This window comes from Fibrobacter sp. UWB15 (assembly GCF_900177705.1).
Taxonomy (GTDB): Bacteria; Fibrobacterota; Fibrobacteria; order Fibrobacterales; family Fibrobacteraceae; genus Fibrobacter.
Window position 1 is genome coordinate 716045 of sequence record NZ_FXBA01000001.1, and the last position, 15527, is coordinate 731571.

At 48.2% G+C, this 15527-nt stretch carries 13 protein-coding genes; 6 read left to right on the forward strand and 7 right to left on the reverse strand.

Annotated features, from left to right (window positions below):
• Positions 1-236: 236 nt before the first annotated feature.
• Both B9Y58_RS02940 and B9Y58_RS02945 read left to right on the forward strand, forming a co-directional pair.
• Positions 237-1304 carry an HD domain-containing phosphohydrolase gene (locus B9Y58_RS02940; RefSeq protein WP_073054063.1) on the forward strand — a complete coding sequence of 356 codons (1068 nt, stop codon included), beginning with the start codon at positions 237-239 and terminating at the stop codon, positions 1302-1304.
• A gap of 9 nt (positions 1305-1313) precedes the next feature.
• Complete coding sequence (locus tag B9Y58_RS02945) at positions 1314-5282, forward strand: response regulator (RefSeq protein WP_073054065.1); 3969 nt, start codon at positions 1314-1316, stop codon at positions 5280-5282.
• Here B9Y58_RS02945 and B9Y58_RS02950 read toward each other — a convergent pair.
• The 5 genes from B9Y58_RS02950 to B9Y58_RS02970 all read right to left on the reverse strand — a co-directional run bounded on the left by B9Y58_RS02950 (position 5279) and on the right by B9Y58_RS02970 (position 9492).
• Positions 5279-5533: a zinc ribbon domain-containing protein gene (locus B9Y58_RS02950; protein WP_073054067.1), complete on the reverse strand. Its 255-nt coding sequence runs from the start codon at positions 5531-5533 to the stop codon at positions 5279-5281. The two genes, B9Y58_RS02945 and B9Y58_RS02950, sit on opposite strands and share 4 nt — an antisense overlap.
• A 109-nt stretch (positions 5534-5642) precedes the next feature.
• The gene (locus tag B9Y58_RS02955) at positions 5643-6611 is read right to left on the reverse strand and encodes a hypothetical protein (protein WP_073054069.1); all 969 of its coding nucleotides are present in this window, start codon (positions 6609-6611) and stop codon (positions 5643-5645) included.
• A gap of 301 nt (positions 6612-6912) precedes the next feature.
• The gene (locus tag B9Y58_RS02960; RefSeq protein WP_073054071.1) at positions 6913-7914 is read right to left on the reverse strand and encodes a class II fructose-bisphosphate aldolase; all 1002 of its coding nucleotides are present in this window, start codon (positions 7912-7914) and stop codon (positions 6913-6915) included.
• Positions 7915-8071: 157 nt separating this feature from the next.
• Entirely contained in the window at positions 8072-9097 is a 1026-nt protein-coding gene (locus B9Y58_RS02965) for an OmpA family protein (protein ID WP_233247818.1), read from the reverse strand.
• On the reverse strand, positions 9097-9492 hold the full coding sequence (locus tag B9Y58_RS02970) for a DUF4398 domain-containing protein (RefSeq protein ID WP_083532188.1): 396 nt from the start codon (positions 9490-9492) through the stop codon (positions 9097-9099). Before B9Y58_RS02970 ends, B9Y58_RS02965 begins: the two co-directional genes overlap by 1 nt.
• 252 nt (positions 9493-9744) lie before the next feature.
• Between B9Y58_RS02970 and B9Y58_RS02975 the strand changes: the two genes are divergently transcribed.
• The 4 genes from B9Y58_RS02975 to B9Y58_RS02995 all read left to right on the forward strand — a co-directional run bounded on the left by B9Y58_RS02975 (position 9745) and on the right by B9Y58_RS02995 (position 13515).
• Positions 9745-10635, forward strand: coding sequence for an HD-GYP domain-containing protein (locus B9Y58_RS02975; RefSeq protein WP_199220934.1), 891 nt, complete (start codon positions 9745-9747; stop codon positions 10633-10635).
• 193 nt (positions 10636-10828) lie between these two features.
• Positions 10829-11506: an FISUMP domain-containing protein gene (locus B9Y58_RS02985; protein WP_073054077.1), complete on the forward strand. Its 678-nt coding sequence runs from the start codon at positions 10829-10831 to the stop codon at positions 11504-11506.
• Between the two features lie 88 nt (positions 11507-11594).
• Entirely contained in the window at positions 11595-12578 is a 984-nt protein-coding gene (locus B9Y58_RS02990; RefSeq protein WP_073054079.1) for a diaminopimelate dehydrogenase, read from the forward strand.
• Positions 12579-12708: 130 nt separating this feature from the next.
• Complete coding sequence (locus tag B9Y58_RS02995; RefSeq protein ID WP_073054081.1) at positions 12709-13515, forward strand: FISUMP domain-containing protein; 807 nt, start codon at positions 12709-12711, stop codon at positions 13513-13515.
• 33 nt (positions 13516-13548) lie between these two features.
• On the opposite strand, the gene B9Y58_RS03000 is transcribed toward B9Y58_RS02995, so the two are convergent.
• Together B9Y58_RS03000 and B9Y58_RS03005 are read right to left on the reverse strand one after the other, a co-directional pair.
• Complete coding sequence (locus B9Y58_RS03000; RefSeq protein ID WP_073054083.1) at positions 13549-14184, reverse strand: N-formylglutamate amidohydrolase; 636 nt, start codon at positions 14182-14184, stop codon at positions 13549-13551.
• Positions 14184-15527, reverse strand: coding sequence for a tyrosine-protein phosphatase (locus B9Y58_RS03005; RefSeq protein WP_073054085.1), 1344 nt, complete (start codon positions 15525-15527; stop codon positions 14184-14186). Before B9Y58_RS03005 ends, B9Y58_RS03000 begins: the two co-directional genes overlap by 1 nt.

The following is a 15527-nucleotide window of genomic DNA, read 5'->3' on the forward strand; positions in this document are numbered from 1 at the left end:
GTATAGGCTAATGACCATCCATAAATATAATTCCACTTTTAGAGGGCGTTTTGTCAATTTTAATAAGAATATTGACTTTTTTTCCATACCCCTTTTGTACATTATATCACATATTGTAAGGGGGAAAACATATAAATATGTTGCAAAAGGGCTTTTTATCCAAAAAAAAAGCATATTCCAAGTTGGAATAAGTTGAGTTGGTCTATTTGGGCCTCTAAACATTATATTAGGGTTATATGGAACGGAAGCGCGCAAAGATTTTGGTAATTGACGACACAAAGACGAATATTGAGGTGCTCGAAGGAATTTTGTCCAGCGAGTACGACGTCTTTGTGGCTCTTGATGGCAAAAAAGGCCTTTTTTTGACTGAAAAAGTCAAACCGGACCTGATTTTGCTCGACGTGATGATGCCAGAAATGGATGGTTACGAAACGCTTCGCCAGATGAACGAAAAAAAGCTGGTCGAAAATACTCCGGTGCTGTTTTTGACAGCGAAAGCCGATTCCAAGAGCGAGCAGACTGGCCTTGACTTGGGTGCAGTCGATTACATTACCAAACCGTTCCACCCGAATTTGGTGCAATTGCGCATTAAAAATCAGTTGGAATTCAAGCACCAGCGTGATCATTTGCAGGAACTGGTAGAAGAAAAGACCCTGGATTTGCGTAAAACGCTCAAGGTGATGCTGACGAGTCTTGGCGCATTGGCGGAATACCGTGACCCCGAAACAGGTGCTCACATTAAACGTACCCAGGTGCTGGTGCAAATGCTTGCCGAGGCTTTGCGAGACCATCCGCGTTTTAAGGATGCAATTCCGAACAATGAATATATTGATTACTATGCGACGGCTGCTCCGCTCCACGACATTGGCAAAGTCGGCATTCCTGACGAAATCTTGCGCAAGCCGGCCCGCCTGAACGAAGAAGAATGGGCGGTTATGAGTACGCATGCCCAAAAGGGTTACGATGTGCTGGTGAATGCCACGCGTGAACTCAAGGACCATCCGCTGGTCAAGATTTGTGCCGATATTATTCTGAACCACCATGAACGCTTTGATGGTGCTGGCTATCCGAATAAACTCAAGGGAGATGATATTCCGGTTGGAGCACGCTTGATGTCGGTGGCCGACGTGTACGACGCCTTGGTTTCGAAGCGCCCTTACAAAGAAGCGTACCCCCATGAAGTCGCAGTAAAGGAAATCTTGGAAGGTAGAGGTACTCAGTTTGACCCCGATGTGGTGGACGCCTTTATGTCTTTAGAATCCAAGTTGCCCGAAATATACGAGCACTATAAAGAAAGCTCGTAAGGAGCCGTTTTGACTCATAACCCACTGAATGCACAACGTCGTCGCTTAAGAAACCGCATCTCGATGGTGTACATGTTGCCGACTTTTGTGGCAGCAGTGGCTTTGGTCTTTCTTTTTTCTACGGCAGTGCGTTCCATGTTGGTGGAGTCCGCTGTCGCTAATACCGAAACGGCCCTTCGTGAACGGGTTCAGACCGAAATTGAAGCCTTTTTGAAAGTCCGCGAAGAAAGTTTCCTGGGGGTTGCAAAGCGTGTGCAGCAGGTTTCCAAGGACAACGCCATCAAGCCTTTGCTTTACAAGCAGACACAGACTGCCGAAGGTATTGTGGATGTCTATTTTGGGACTACCGATGGTGACTATATTTCGGGCAGGGGCTTGAAACTGGAAAACGGAAAGACGGAATTCCGTACTACAGGCTGGTATTTGGAAGCGTCTCGCAAAAGGGGACTTGCCTATACGGGCCCTACGATTCGTAAAAGTGTCAATCGCCAGGTTCTTTCTCTTTCGTACCCGATTTGGGATAAAAATCACAAGTTCAGGGGAGCCTTGGGCGAAGATATCAATCTGCACAAGGTTAGGCTTTCTATGGGCGCCCTTGCCAAGGAAGAGGGCGGTATTACGATGTTGGTGGCAAGCGAAAGCGATAACTTGCTGACCTATTTCCCTTACGAAACCAATCGCGGAAAAGTCTTGCAGGATAGCGTTGAAAACTTGCTATTGCTGATTTCGGACAAGTTTAATTCAGACACCTTGATGGACGGGCGCATTTTGCGCTTCGAAAAGACCAATGAACATCATCAACAGTTGATTTTCATGGTGACGCCCCTGAAACAATTGCCTTTCTACATAGTGCATGTCAGCCAGCATAACAAGATTGCAGCCAGTATCGATAATCACTCCAGTACCATGCTTGGTGTGGTCGCTTTCTTTGTGTTTGTGCTGATGGGACTTGCGGCCTTGTTCTCCCATATTCTTTTCCGTCGCTATATTCAGAGAGACTTGAACGACAGTGTGAATTCCAGTACGCTTTTTGACACGCTGCTGTGGAAAGGCAATAATTTTACCATCATTCTCACTAACGAAAATTTTGATATCTTGCATGCCAGCGCCCATGTGATGGATTTCTTGAACGGCGGCGAAGACATGAAAGAAGAAAGTCTTTTTAAGTTCTTTACTTCGGATGCGTTTAATAAATTTGCCCACCGTGTGGCCATGGGCGGACAGTTGCTTGCCAGTGAACGCAGAACCATTGTGCGTGTGCAGAATGCCGATGGGGAAGTGGAATGGTGGGGCATGTCGTTCCAGGCGTTGGTGGAAGATAACGGTGCCACCCGATTCTTGATCATGATCAATGACGAAACCAGCGGAATCCAGAAAGATACGATTCTGGATACGATTATGCTTTCGGGCGATCATTCGATTTTGATCATTTTCGACAAGAACTTGCATATTAAGTACATGTCCCGCCAGCTTGCTGAATTCTTGGGCAAGGAATGGCGTGCTTTTGTGGGGCTTTCTATTAACGAACTTTCGGATATGGGGCTCCCTGAATCCATGATCAAGGCGGTAATCGATTCGTACAAGAAAGATGAAGTCTGGAAAGATTCCTTGATGCTCAAACCCGAAAACGGCACCGAAGAAACCTGGTTCCGTGGCGAAGGTTGTACCTTGAAGGTGCAAGAGACTGTTGTGGGCTACATGCTTTCGATGATTGATATTTCGGAAGTGGTGGCAGCCCGCGAAATTGCTGAACAGGCGACCCAGGCGAAGAGTGAATTCCTTGCCAACATGAGTCATGAAATTCGCACGCCGATGAACGCCATTATCGGTATGGCGCACTTGATTTCAGAGACGAATCTGGATAATCACCAGCGAGGATTTGTAGACCGAATTAGCCATGCGGCAAAGTCTTTGCTCGGAATTATCAACAATATTCTAGACTTCTCGAAGATTGAGGCGAAAAAGCAGGATTTGGAAATCACGCAGCTTGTGCTGCAAGATGTGATTGGCGAAGTGGCGGCTCTTGCCGAGGTGCGCATTGCTGGCCGCCCGATAGAATTGATTGTGGATGTGGACCCGGATATTCCTGAGATCTTGATGGGTGACCCGCTCAGGCTTTCCCAGATTTTTACGAACCTCATTAACAATGCGACCAAGTTTACCGAAAAAGGCGACATTACCCTGAGTGTCAAACTGTTGCAGCAGGCAAATAACATGGTCAAGCTGTATATCTGTGTCAAGGATACGGGTATTGGCATGACTCAAGAACAGGTTTCTCGCTTGTTTAACGCCTTTACGCAGGCGGATGGCTCTACTACGCGTAAGTACGGCGGTACGGGCCTTGGCCTTGTGATTTCTAAATCGCTGGTGGAACTCATGGGCGGTCAGCTCCAGGTGACAAGCGAATCGGGCGTGGGCTCGCAATTCTTCTTTACGATTTCGCTCCCGGTGGCGGCCCAGGTGGGCGAGCCCAAGTGGAAAAACGAAGATCGCTTTACCAATAAGAATGTGCTTCTGGTCGATGACTGCGCCAACTTGCGTACAATTTTGAGGCATTACTTGAACAAGTTGCGTTGTGTCGTCGAAGAGGCGAGCTCCGTAGACGAAGCTCTGGATTTGATTCAGGCGCACGAAGAAGCGGGCGAGGCTCCGTACGATTTGTTCCTGGTTGATTACAGCATGCCGATTTTGAATGGCTTTGACTTTGTGCATGGCCTGACCGAAAACATGAAGTCAATCCCGAAGGTGTTGATGCACCCGATTCATTTTGACGAAAACGAACTGAATGCGGCAAAGACTCTTGGATTCAATAGCTTTGTGTCTAAACCGCTTCAAATCAGCTCGCTCTTAAGTGCGTTACAGGAGGCTTTTGGCTATCCCTTGACTTATAAGAAAGTCGAGAAGAAGGAAAAGGGTAAAATTTACTTTAAGGAAGCGAAGATCCTGCTAGTTGAAGATAACCAGATGAACCAGGAATTGGCGGTGTCGCTCCTGAATAGTGTTGGCCTTACCGCGATGATTGCAAATAATGGTAAAGAAGCGCTTGACATGCTCAAGAAAGATGCCTTTGATCTGGTGCTCATGGATATCCAGATGCCGATTATGGATGGCCTTACTGCCACAAGGGAAATCCGTGCCCGCGAAGATGAATACTTCAAGAAGGTTCCTATTCTGGCCATGAGTGCCCGCGCCTTCCAGAAAGATACCGAGGAATGTCTTGAAGCGGGCATGAATGCGCACATTGTAAAGCCGATTGACCCGACGGTACTGTACGAAGAAATGGCAAAATTCCTGCCGGTGGCGGCAGAAACGCCTAATGTGGGTAATTCCGACGCGCCTGATCTCACGCAAGACGATAAGGAATTCTTGGCCTATTTCCAGAAGGTCAATGACTTTGATGCGGAATCGGGACTTTACCACGTGAACAACAACCGCAATATGTTCCTTAAGATTTTGCAGGGTTTTGTTCGCGACTATGGCGGAAATTCCTTCAATTTGCGTGCTCTTATTGAACAGTTCCATTACGAAGAGGCGACCCGTATCGTGCATACCATTAAGGGCCTTTGCGGAACCATAGGTTCTAACAATGTGCAGAAATTGGCGGCAGACCTAGAAGCGGAACTGGAACAGAAACAGTGCGATTTCTCAGTTTACAATAAGTTTGAAGAACGTCTGCGTGCTCTCATTGGAGATTTGCAGATTGTGCTTTCAGATATTGTCTCGGAGCAGAATGCGCCTGTGCAAAAGACTCAGGATCCTGAAGCCGGAAAGAAATTGGCTGACGCGGTCAAGGAACTGAAAGAAGCTGTGGATACTTGTTCTTCGACCCAGTGCAAGCGTATTCTTGATGGCATTGAAAATATTGCCTTCGAGCCGAACCAGGAAGTTTTGCTGCATAAGTTGAAGGAACTGTTGGACGATTACGACTTTAGCGAAGCGTCTGAAATCCTGGAAACTCTCGAAAAGACTCTGGCCTAGTGCAAAATCATTGCCGCGATAAACGCGAGCGCCACAATTACCGCAGCCGCGATGGCGAGTGGGTTCGCCTTTTTCTTCTTGTTGCCGTATTCGTCCGTGCCGAACTCGTTTTCCACAATTTCGTCGTAATCAGGCGTTTCCAGGTCGGTAAATTCTGAGCCTTCTTTCCAGCCGGTGTCGGCGTCGCTCCCGCAATGCGGGCAGAACGTGGCGTTGTCTTTGAGTTCGGAATGGCAATGAGGACAGAGCATAGTAGACGGTAGGAAGTAGGCTGTAGGAAGTGAGGTATGAGGTCGGGGCTTCGCCCCTTTGAGGTAGGGGGGGATGTGAAGTGTGTAGTGAGAAATGTGAGGTGTGGAGTTATTTCGTGAATTTATAACGGCCGAGGAGATCGAAGTAACGGGCTTTGGGCGCGATTTTGACGGGCTTGAGAGTCTTGCGGATGGAGGTTTTTGCCTTGGAATCTATTACAAATGTTTCTGTATAGCGTTCCTCTTTGTCTACGGAAGATTCGTTCTTATAGTATTTTTTTATAGAGAATCCTTTTGCGTAAGGACGGTAAATATACGTCTCGTCTGCTTGATATTCGTAATGAATTGTATCTTTTCCAGACACAGAGTAAACTTCGACAATTCTATAGCATTTTAAGTCATCTGTCGGATCTGCAACATATTTTTTTGGAATGTTTGGTTGGACTGAATCTGCATTATAATAGGCTGTTTCTTGCTCGATGACGGTGTCCTTTTTTAAGAAATATTCTGTTAATGCTTTTGGATACTCGTTGTTGTCTGTAGATGAGTATGCACAAATTTCTATGCCTGTGTAGTTGTTTGATTCATTTATTTTTGTCTTTATTTCGCCGAGTTTTTTTCCTTTATGGTAAGCATTTTGGATATAGCATAAATTGTCGTTAGTCTTGCAATCAGAAATGATAAGTTCACGTTCTACATTTTTTAAAACAGTTTCATTGGTGTCGTGGTAAAAATACGTTGTGTTTTGATCTAGTCTTTCTTCTGACAAGTCTGGATTGTTTTGATTCGTCGTTTTTGCTTTTTCCTCAATTGTTATTTGCTCGAGTTTTCCATCGTTGATTATATGATTCTGTATTGTCTCGCTCTTGTATTCTTCTTTGTTTGCAGATTCGTACCAATATTCATATGTATAGACAGAGTCAATTTGGAATTTACTTTCGGGATAGGCGTACGTTTTTTGGGCTACAAAAATCTTATACATGGCATCTGTACATGTGTTTGCCGAAGCTGCATCATTCAAGGCAAAAATGGCGGCAGGAATCAAACAGAAAAAATTGCTGGCACGGAATGAAAACATGGTAACTCCTTAATTTGCCTTAAATATATCTTTTTTCAAATGAAAATCCAGCAGGAAAGACAACAAAAAACCGCGCGGTTTTACCCGCACGGTCTTTAAGCTTTTTGCTTTGTTTGCTGTTTCCGTGAGCAACAAAGCCCTCGGGTGTTAACCGAGGGCGGTTGACGCTTTCAGCGTCCGCGGCTTCACTCGGTCATGAAATTATGCAAGCATAATTTCGCGACGCTCGTTTTGCACGCTTTTGCGAGAGCGAGCGCTTACCGGAGTAATTTAATACCCTAGTGAAGCGCGAGCGGTCTCATTAGAGCTTGTTGTTGGAACCAAGAACGTCGACGATCTTGTGTTCGTACATCTTCTGCATGTTTTCGCGAGCCGGCTTGAGGTACTGGCGCGGGTCGAAGTGTTCCGGATGTTCGTCGAAATACTTACGGATAGCGGCAGTCATAGCGAGACGGCTGTCAGAGTCGATGTTGATCTTGCAGACAGCAGACTTGGCAGCTTCGCGGAGCTGTTCTTCCGGAATACCAACGGCATCCGGGAGCTTGCCACCGTGGGCGTTGATGGTATCGACTTCGTCCTGCGGCACGGAAGAAGAACCGTGGAGAACGATCGGGAAGCCCGGGAGCTTCTTTTCGATGGCGTGGAGCACGTCGAATGCCAGGGGAGGCGGAACGAGCTTGCCAGTCTTCGGGTCGCGAGTGCACTGTTCCGGCTTGAACTTGTAAGCACCGTGGCTGGTACCGATGGAGATAGCGAGGGAGTCGCAGCCCGTACGGGTTGCGAAGTCGATCACTTCTTCCGGCTTGGTGTAGTGGGATTCTTCAGCCTGGACTTCGTCTTCCACACCGGCGAGCACGCCGAGTTCAGCTTCGACGGTCACGTCGTGCTGGTGAGCGTATTCAACAACCTTCTTGGTGAGGGCGATGTTGTCTTCGTACGGAAGAGCGGAACCGTCGATCATCACGGAAGAGAAACCGTTGTCGATGCAGTCCTTGCAGAGTTCGAAAGAGTCACCGTGGTCGAGGTGGAGCACGATCTGCGGATTGGCGCAGCCGAGTTCCTTGGCGTATTCAACAGCACCCTGGGCCATGTAGCGGAGGATGGTGCCGTTTGCGTAGTTACGAGCACCCTTAGAGACCTGCATGATCACCGGAGACTTCTGCTTCACAGCAGCCTGCACGATGGCCTGCATCTGTTCCATGGTGTTGAAGTTGAAAGCCGGGATAGCGTAGCCACCCTTAACAGCCTTTGCAAACATTTCCCTGGTGTTCACCAGGCCGAGTTCCTTGTAAGAAACTGCCATTGTTTTACCTCTTGATTTGATTGGCGACTTGCATCGCCGGTTTAAAAGTTACGGGGCTAAAAATAGCAAATTTAAACTGCTTTGTCACGCAAAATGCAAAAAAAGAAACCCCGCACCAAGTGCGGGGTGACTTTAGTGGAAAAGTATTCCGTTAGGCTTACTTAGCTTCCTGCTGCTGAAGAGCCTTGTCCTGGATCACGAGGTCCACGCGGCGGTTCTTCTGACGCCCTTCCTTAGTGGAGTTGTCGGCGACCGGCATGGTCATACCGAGACCCTTGGCCGTGAGACGTTCGGCGGCAATGCCCTGTTCAACAAGGAATGCCTTCACGTTGTCAGCACGCTGCTGGGAAAGCTTCATGTTGTGTTCTTCGGAACCGGTGTTGTCGGTATTACCTTCAATGGACACGTTGAACTGCTGGTACACGGAAAGAATACCGGCCACCTTGGCAAGGCTCGTCTTGAGGTCGGCCTTGAGGTCGGCCTTGTTCACGGCGAACAAGATGTCGGACATGGAAAGGATAATGCCACGGGCGGACTTGGTCACCTGAATCATCTGGGACTGCAGTTCGTTCAGCTTGTTCATGGCTTCCTGCTGGCGGGCTTCGGCCTTGGCGCGCTCTTCGGCAAGTTCCTTCTGGAGGTCAGCTTCACGCTGGTTGGCGGCCTTCAAGGCGGCTTCCTGGGCGGCGGCTTCGGCCTGGAACTTTTCCTGGTTCTGCTGCATTTCGGCCTGCAAGCGGGCTTCCTGGTCCTTCATCTTGGCCTTTTCGGCTTCGAGGTCGTTCACCTTACCGGTGCGGGCCTTGTTGATCTGTTCCTGAATGGCTTCAATAGAACGGGCCGTTGCGGCGCGCTTTTCCCACTTTTCAGCGGTGCTGTTGCGAACTTTCTGGGTTTCGGCTTGGGCTGCAATGGTCTTTGCGTAGGTGTCGCACTTGGCGGCAAGAGCCTTGGTCTGGTCTGATTCGGCGTCGTCGTTGTAGGCGGCATCGAGGTCAATGAGGTTGGCCTTGGCGGCAGCGAGAGTGTACTTGGCAGAGGTGGCGTTGGCCGGGATATCCTTGGCGGCGTTATCAATTGCAGTCTGGCAAGATTCTACGGCGTTCGGACCTTCTGCTTCTTCGGCAGCAAAAGAGAATGCGGCTGCCATGGCGCTAATGACTAAAAGATTTCTCGTTTTCATTACTTGGCACCTCCGTTCTTGGTTTCCTGGTCAAGAATGTTCTGGTAAAGGAGCTTACGTTCGACATCGCCCCTCAGTTCCTTTTCAACTTTTTCATCTTCTTTCTTGGCGGCGTCAAGTTCAGCGTTAGCAATAGCAAGCTTGTATTCAAGAGTGCTTTGCTCGGCGAGTGCAGCGGCTTCTTCTTCGTCACCATCGGCCTGCAGGGCTTTGGCAGAGTCAAGTTTTGCGTTTGCAGATTCGAGCTGGGCTGCATCGACCTTAGCATCTTGTGCAATCATCTTGTTGGAGTCGGCAAATTCAATCGACTTGGTCGCATTTACGCCACCGGCACAACCGGAAAGTGCAGCAAGGGCTATAATGGCCATTCCCGCAACGAGCATTCTGGATTTCATTAAAATCTCCTTTTGGGGTTTAAAAGTCGTCTGCTAATATATAAAAATTGTAAGAACGAGATATGTTTATTCTTATATTTCGCGTTGCAACCTGCGTTTGGAATGTCCCTTTGTGAATTTTTCGAAACAAGTGGGCTCGCATATCATCAAAATTCAATACCACGGCGGATTTGGAAGCACAGGAATCTAGATGCCTAAATCAATAAAGAGGGGGGCATGTAAAGTCTACTTGTTTTTATATATTTAAAACGAATGGATATACTGGTTTCAGCTTTGATTATCTTGGGGGCGATTCTGATGATGGCAAACATCGTCAGGTATTTCTTGTTTCTCAAGAACACGCGCGATGTCCTTTCGACGGGGAGTCGTCGCGACCGTATCTGGAAAACGATTGCAGGCGTTTTGCTGGTCTTTTTCCTGTTCGGCTACCTCTTTTGTGCCTTTGTAGGGGAGCCCGATACCGTGATGGCGCTGATTCTTTTCGGGGGAAGTGTTTTTGTCGCCATCGTTCTTACTCTGATGTTCAATCTGCTTGAAACGGCCAAGTCCAGAAGCATCGATATCGCAGAAGTTTTGGTTGGCGTTATCGATGCGCGTGACCCGAACCTGAACGGACACAGCCGTCATGTACAGCGTTTGACAATGCTTTTTTATGAGTATCTTCCGACATCTCTCAAGCATTCTCTTAATCCGGTGAGCTTGGAGTATGCAGCCCTGATGCATGATGTTGGAAAGCTCGGTGTTCCCGAGGCAATCCTCAATAAACCGGCAAAACTGGAGCCTGATGAATGGGCTGTCATGAGACGACATCCTAAGGTCGGCGTGAAAATTTTGGAACCCCTCCAGACGTTCAAGCATATTACCGACTGGATCCTGTACCACCACGAACGAATTGACGGACATGGCTACTACAGCCAACCGGGGGACCAAATTCCGCTTGCAGCAAGGATTATCTCCATTGCGGATACTTATTCCGCTATCACCATGCGTCGCTCCTACAAGGCTCCCAAGACGCACGAAGATGCTATTCAGATTATCAAGGATGTCGCCGGTACGCAACTTGACGCGGAACTAGTGAAGTATTTCTTGGAAATTCCCAAAGAAAAATTGGTGGCTTGCATTCCGGATCAGGTGAAGTACTAATATATTATAAGATATCAATCCGTTGCGTAGAAGACTAAGTTTTTTAAATTTGCTTCACGACCATGAAGACGATTATAATTCAGTACCTCGACGATTCTATCACGCGCCTCACGTATGTGGGCGGCAAGTCCGACTGGATTGACCTGGCGGCGGAGCTGACCTCGGCTGGTTCGGCTTAACGAGAATTTGATAAATGAAAATAAACAATTTCTTACTTGTGTTGCTTGCGGGCTTGGAATTAATGACCGCTTGCACAGACTCATCCTCCAGTTTCGATGCATCTGAAGTATGTCCAGAAAGCGGGCGTGGAACATTCCAAGATGTTCGAGATGGTCAAGTGTATAAATACATCACCATTGGCGATAGAGTGTGGATGGATCAAAACCTGAATTACCCAGCGGAAACTAGCACTTGCTATGATGAACAGCAAAGCAATTGTGATATTTATGGAAGGTTGTATTCCGTACAATACATGAACACCAAGCAAAAAAACTATGGGACGTTTAATCCAGATATTATTGATTCCATTTGCCCCAATGGATGGCGCGTTCCCACCTTGGCTGAATGGAATGAAATCGTGGACAGGGTGGATGGAATAAGCCACTTCAAGAACAATGAATGTATGGACATATCACTTTATAGTGGGTATGCAACTTTTTACAACAACCTATCTACAGGCGATCCAGACCCACTTTTTTATGAGGATTTGGGAGAAGGCTTTCGAATGTGGGTGACAAGCACATACACTGAACATGGAAGGATGAAAATTTTTTCACCAGATTTTGAGGATAGAGTTAACGGCCTTTTAGTAGACAAGCCCAAAGGTTATTATTCTCTTCGTTGTATAAAAAAAGAAGATTGGGAGTTGTAATTTACATGAAATTCACTTCCTACTTCCTACTTCCAACTTCCGACTTTCCTATATTTTCTACGCAAAAATTTTTAACAAGGATATTGTTATGGCAAAGATTGCTATTCTCGGTTACGGTAACCTGGGTCGCGGTGTAGAATGCGCCGTGAAGCAGGCTCCGGATATGGAACTCGTCGCCGTGTTTACCCGTCGCGACCCCGCTACGGTCAAGATCCAGATGGCGGGCGTTCCGGTGCTGAACGTTTCTGAAATGGAAGCCTGGAAGGGCAAGGTGGACCTGCTCATCATCTGTGGCGGTTCCGCTACGGACCTGCCGGTGCTCACCCCGAAGTACGCCGCCATGTTCAACGTGATCGATTCCTTCGACACCCACGCCAAGATTCCGCAGCACTTCGCCGCCGTCGACGCTGCCGCCAAGTCTGCCGGCAACATCGCCATGATTTCTGTGGGTTGGGACCCGGGCATGTTCAGCCTGAACCGCGTGTACGCCCAGTCCATTCTCCCGGAAGGCAAGGACTACACGTTCTGGGGCAAGGGCGTTAGCCAGGGCCACAGCGACGCCGTCCGCCGCATCAAGGGCGTGAAGAACGCGAAGCAGTACACCTGCCCGGTGGAAGCGGCTCTTGAAGCCGTGCGTAGCGGTTCCATGCCGGAACTCACCACCCGCCAGAAGCACACGCGCCTCGTTTACGTGGTGGCCGAAGAAGGTGCCGACAAGGCCTATATCGAAAACGCCATCAAGACGATGCCGAACTACTTCGATGAATACGACACCACGGTGAACTTCATCAGCGAAGAAGAATTCAACAAGAACCACAGCGGGCTCGCTCACGGTGGTTTCGTGATCCGTACCGGCAAGACTGGCATGAACAAGGAACACACTCACGTGATCGAATACAGCCTGAAGCTCGATTCCAACCCGGAATTCACGACCAGCGTTCTCGTGGCTTACGCTCGCGCAGCACTCCGCATGAAGGCTAACGGCCAAACCGGTTGCAAGACTGTTCTCGACGTTCCGCCTGCATACCTCAGCACGCTCAGCGACGAAGACCTCCGCGCACACTGCTTGTAATAGTAGGAAGTAGACGGTAGACAGTAGGAAGTATGTTTTTTCTGTCTGGCGTCAAAGCAAAAGAAAATTGCCTCGGATGGAAAATTCCGGGGCTTTTTTGCTTGAGTATATTTTTTATCTTGTATGCAAAATGGATAGGTTGTTTATGAAAATGTATCAAATGCTTTTTGGGATCGCTGCTTTAGGCGTATCCTGTTTTAATGCTGCATGTAGCTTTGATGATAGCTCGTCATCGGCAGTCAAGCCCGATTATACCGTTTATGAAGGAACCTTGGTTGATGAACGGGACGGGCAGGTCTATAAAACAGTAACCATTGTCGATAAGTATAATGATTCTGTCACTTGGATGGCTGAAAACCTGAATTTTGAGCCTAAGATCGGGAAAAGCTTCTGCCATGAATGCGAAAAATACGGACGACTCTATACGTGGGCGGCGGCCGTGGATTCGGCGGCGGAATTCAGTGATGAAGCCAAGGGGTTTGGTTATCATAAGTTCATGTTGTCAGGGTACATAGAATTAGAGGGACATGTTCGAGGGGTGTGCCCTGAAGGTTGGCGCCTGATCGATTACAATGACTTCGATTGGTTTAGGATGCTTACCAAAAGCGGTGATCCCGTTAATTATGCGGTAAAAATGATGAAGTCCGCAACGGACTGGAACGGAATCGATGAATTCGGTTTGAATATCCTTCCTGCTGGATACCATTATGAAGGTACTTATTACGCAACTCCTTCTGCAGAGCCTGAATATGTGGTTGAATGGCGTGAAGGTGGCGAGGCAGCCTATTTTTGGACATCGAATGACCATGGTAATGCGGATGGTGCTTTTGCGGAGTATTTTGCCCCGGAGAATTATGATCCTGTGTTTCCAGATGTCCAGACGTCCGAGGTCTTAACCAAATTTTACGGGCTTTCGATACGTTGTATAAAACGGTAGCTCGATATCTGTGGCGCAGTTATTCGGTGTTTACTACCGAAAAAATTTCTGATTTATCTCAATCTCGATTCCGACGTATCGCGGGCCGAACTTTTTGCGGAGCGTTGTGGTGAGACCGTCGGAAGAGCCTTTGTACGGGTAGTTGAATCGTACTTTCATGGCGGGGTAGAGTCGCTTGATTTCGGCCTTGATGATGTTTGCATAGGCGCGTTCTTGCGGGCGTGCGGGGTCGTAGAGAATTCCGATATCGGCGTTGCGGACTTTACCGTTTAGCACGGGCGTAAAGCTGTGGATGCCGAGGTGGACGATTTCTGGCTCGGATCTTGCGGCTCGCGTTTTTGGCTTAAGCGCGGAATCAACGAATTTTTCGATGGCGGCGCGGTATTCTGTCCAATAGGCGGTGGCTTGCGCTTTCGCCTTTTCGTTGTTACGCAAGTAATCGCTAAAGGCGCTCTTGTTGGTGATGGTGCGGTTCAGGTCCACGAACAGGCGCGAGAATTTCCCTTCGCAATAAAATTCGGGCTTCGCAAATTTCACGAGCTTGCGGAAAACGGAGCATGCCCCGATGTCATAGGCGCGGTGGGTCTTTAGGACTTCGGCAGGAACGGCGCTCTTGAACGCTGCCGGCAACTTGTTGCTCGCGTGCTCGCAAGTAAGCATGAGTTTCATTATTTCAACCTGTCCTTCAAAGCGGAAATTTCCTCTTGGGTCATGCCCAGTTTTTCCAGGTAATTTTCTGTAGCTGCGGTCCAGTCATTCGGCTCGGTGTCGGGGACGTCGATTCCCTCGGCGTGGTACACGGCCTTTAGATTCCTGAGGACGACCGCCTTGAAAAAATCAATCTGTTGTTCGTTCAAGGCAACCTGTTTGCCATTGACCACGGTGAAGTAGTTGCTGAAAGTTTTGGCGTAATCATCTTGGATTTCTTCGGCGGTAGCGCCCATTAAGGCTTCCAAGACGGCAATTATAAAACCGGTGCGGTCCATGCCATAGGTGCAGTGCACCAGATACGGGCCTTCGTGCTCAATCATGTAACGGAACCCTATTACGAGACCTACTTTGAAAATCTCTGAAAAGAATTCCGGGGGAACTCCTAAAAAGATGATGTTTTGTGTCGAATAATAGGTGGTTTCGTAACCCTTGTTGGAGTAAGCACTGCTCTCCGAATCGGCTAGGTTGATGAAGGTGGTTACGCCCGCGGCTTGAGCTAGAGAATCGACGTAGTAATTGCGGCCGAGGTAAAGGTAGATGGGACTAGAAGAACGGTAAAGTTTGTGTTCCCCCATGCCTGTGGTGTGAACTTCTCTAAAGTTTGCGAATTCTTCGACTGAAAGGTCTGGGTAGCTTTCGGTGTAGGTGTCCATGTATTGGGTGTTGCGCATGATGTCGAGACCCAATAGGTAGCCGCCTTTTTCTTTCATAGATACAGAAACTTCTATGGGGGCGTTTTCAGCGGTTATTCCGAGGACACTTGCCAACTTGGCGTTATGAGCTGTCAAGACAAGTTGGTCGGAACCCTTGATTGCGGCGACAAGGAATCCTGCGATGGGCACGTCGCTGGAACTTTCCGCTACCGGCATTTCAAGAGTGTCGTAGCCGTTGATTGCGACTGTTACAATGTCGCCAATTTCAAACCGCGTCAAGAAAGAATCCGCCGGGTAGTTTAGATACATTTTGCCGGATGTGATTCCGTCTTCTTCAAGTATAAAATGAAGTTCGTTGGAATCTTCTAAGGCTGCATCGTGAGTGGTTGTATCGGTATTTACCGTGTCTACAGTGACCGTCGTGTCAGAGCTTGTAGCTGTGTCTGGAACTGCGATTTCTTCGGGAATTGTAGTGTCAGGCTTAGCTGGTTCTTCGGCAACTGTAGTGTCCGCAACTGCGATTTCTTCTCGTGTTGCTTGAGGTTCTTCAGCCTCGTTTGCAACAAAAGTTGAAACGGAATTGCTACAGGCTATAAAAGCCTGCGTGCAAACCAGGAGTCCTACAAGAATCGGCCAATTTTTTCTCAT

Excerpts from the sequence above, each read along its gene's own strand:
- B9Y58_RS02940 (WP_073054063.1), top strand. The coding sequence starts at position 237 with ATGGAACGGAAGCGCGCAAAGATTTTGGTAATTGACGACACAAAGACG.
- B9Y58_RS02950 (WP_073054067.1), bottom strand. The coding sequence starts at position 5,533 with ATGCTCTGTCCTCATTGCCATTCCGAACTCAAAGACAACGCCACGTTC.
- B9Y58_RS02955 (WP_073054069.1), bottom strand. The coding sequence starts at position 6,611 with ATGTTTTCATTCCGTGCCAGCAATTTTTTCTGTTTGATTCCTGCCGCC.
- B9Y58_RS02960 (WP_073054071.1), bottom strand. The coding sequence starts at position 7,914 with ATGGCAGTTTCTTACAAGGAACTCGGCCTGGTGAACACCAGGGAAATG.
- B9Y58_RS02965 (WP_233247818.1), bottom strand. The coding sequence starts at position 9,097 with ATGAAAACGAGAAATCTTTTAGTCATTAGCGCCATGGCAGCCGCATTC.
- B9Y58_RS02970 (WP_083532188.1), bottom strand. The coding sequence starts at position 9,492 with ATGAAATCCAGAATGCTCGTTGCGGGAATGGCCATTATAGCCCTTGCT.
- B9Y58_RS02975 (WP_199220934.1), top strand. The coding sequence starts at position 9,745 with ATGGATATACTGGTTTCAGCTTTGATTATCTTGGGGGCGATTCTGATG.
- B9Y58_RS02985 (WP_073054077.1), top strand. The coding sequence starts at position 10,829 with ATGAAAATAAACAATTTCTTACTTGTGTTGCTTGCGGGCTTGGAATTA.
- B9Y58_RS02990 (WP_073054079.1), top strand. The coding sequence starts at position 11,595 with ATGGCAAAGATTGCTATTCTCGGTTACGGTAACCTGGGTCGCGGTGTA.
- B9Y58_RS02995 (WP_073054081.1), top strand. The coding sequence starts at position 12,709 with ATGGATAGGTTGTTTATGAAAATGTATCAAATGCTTTTTGGGATCGCT.
- B9Y58_RS03000 (WP_073054083.1), bottom strand. The coding sequence starts at position 14,184 with ATGAAACTCATGCTTACTTGCGAGCACGCGAGCAACAAGTTGCCGGCA.
- B9Y58_RS03005 (WP_073054085.1), bottom strand. The coding sequence starts at position 15,527 with ATGAGAAAAAATTGGCCGATTCTTGTAGGACTCCTGGTTTGCACGCAG.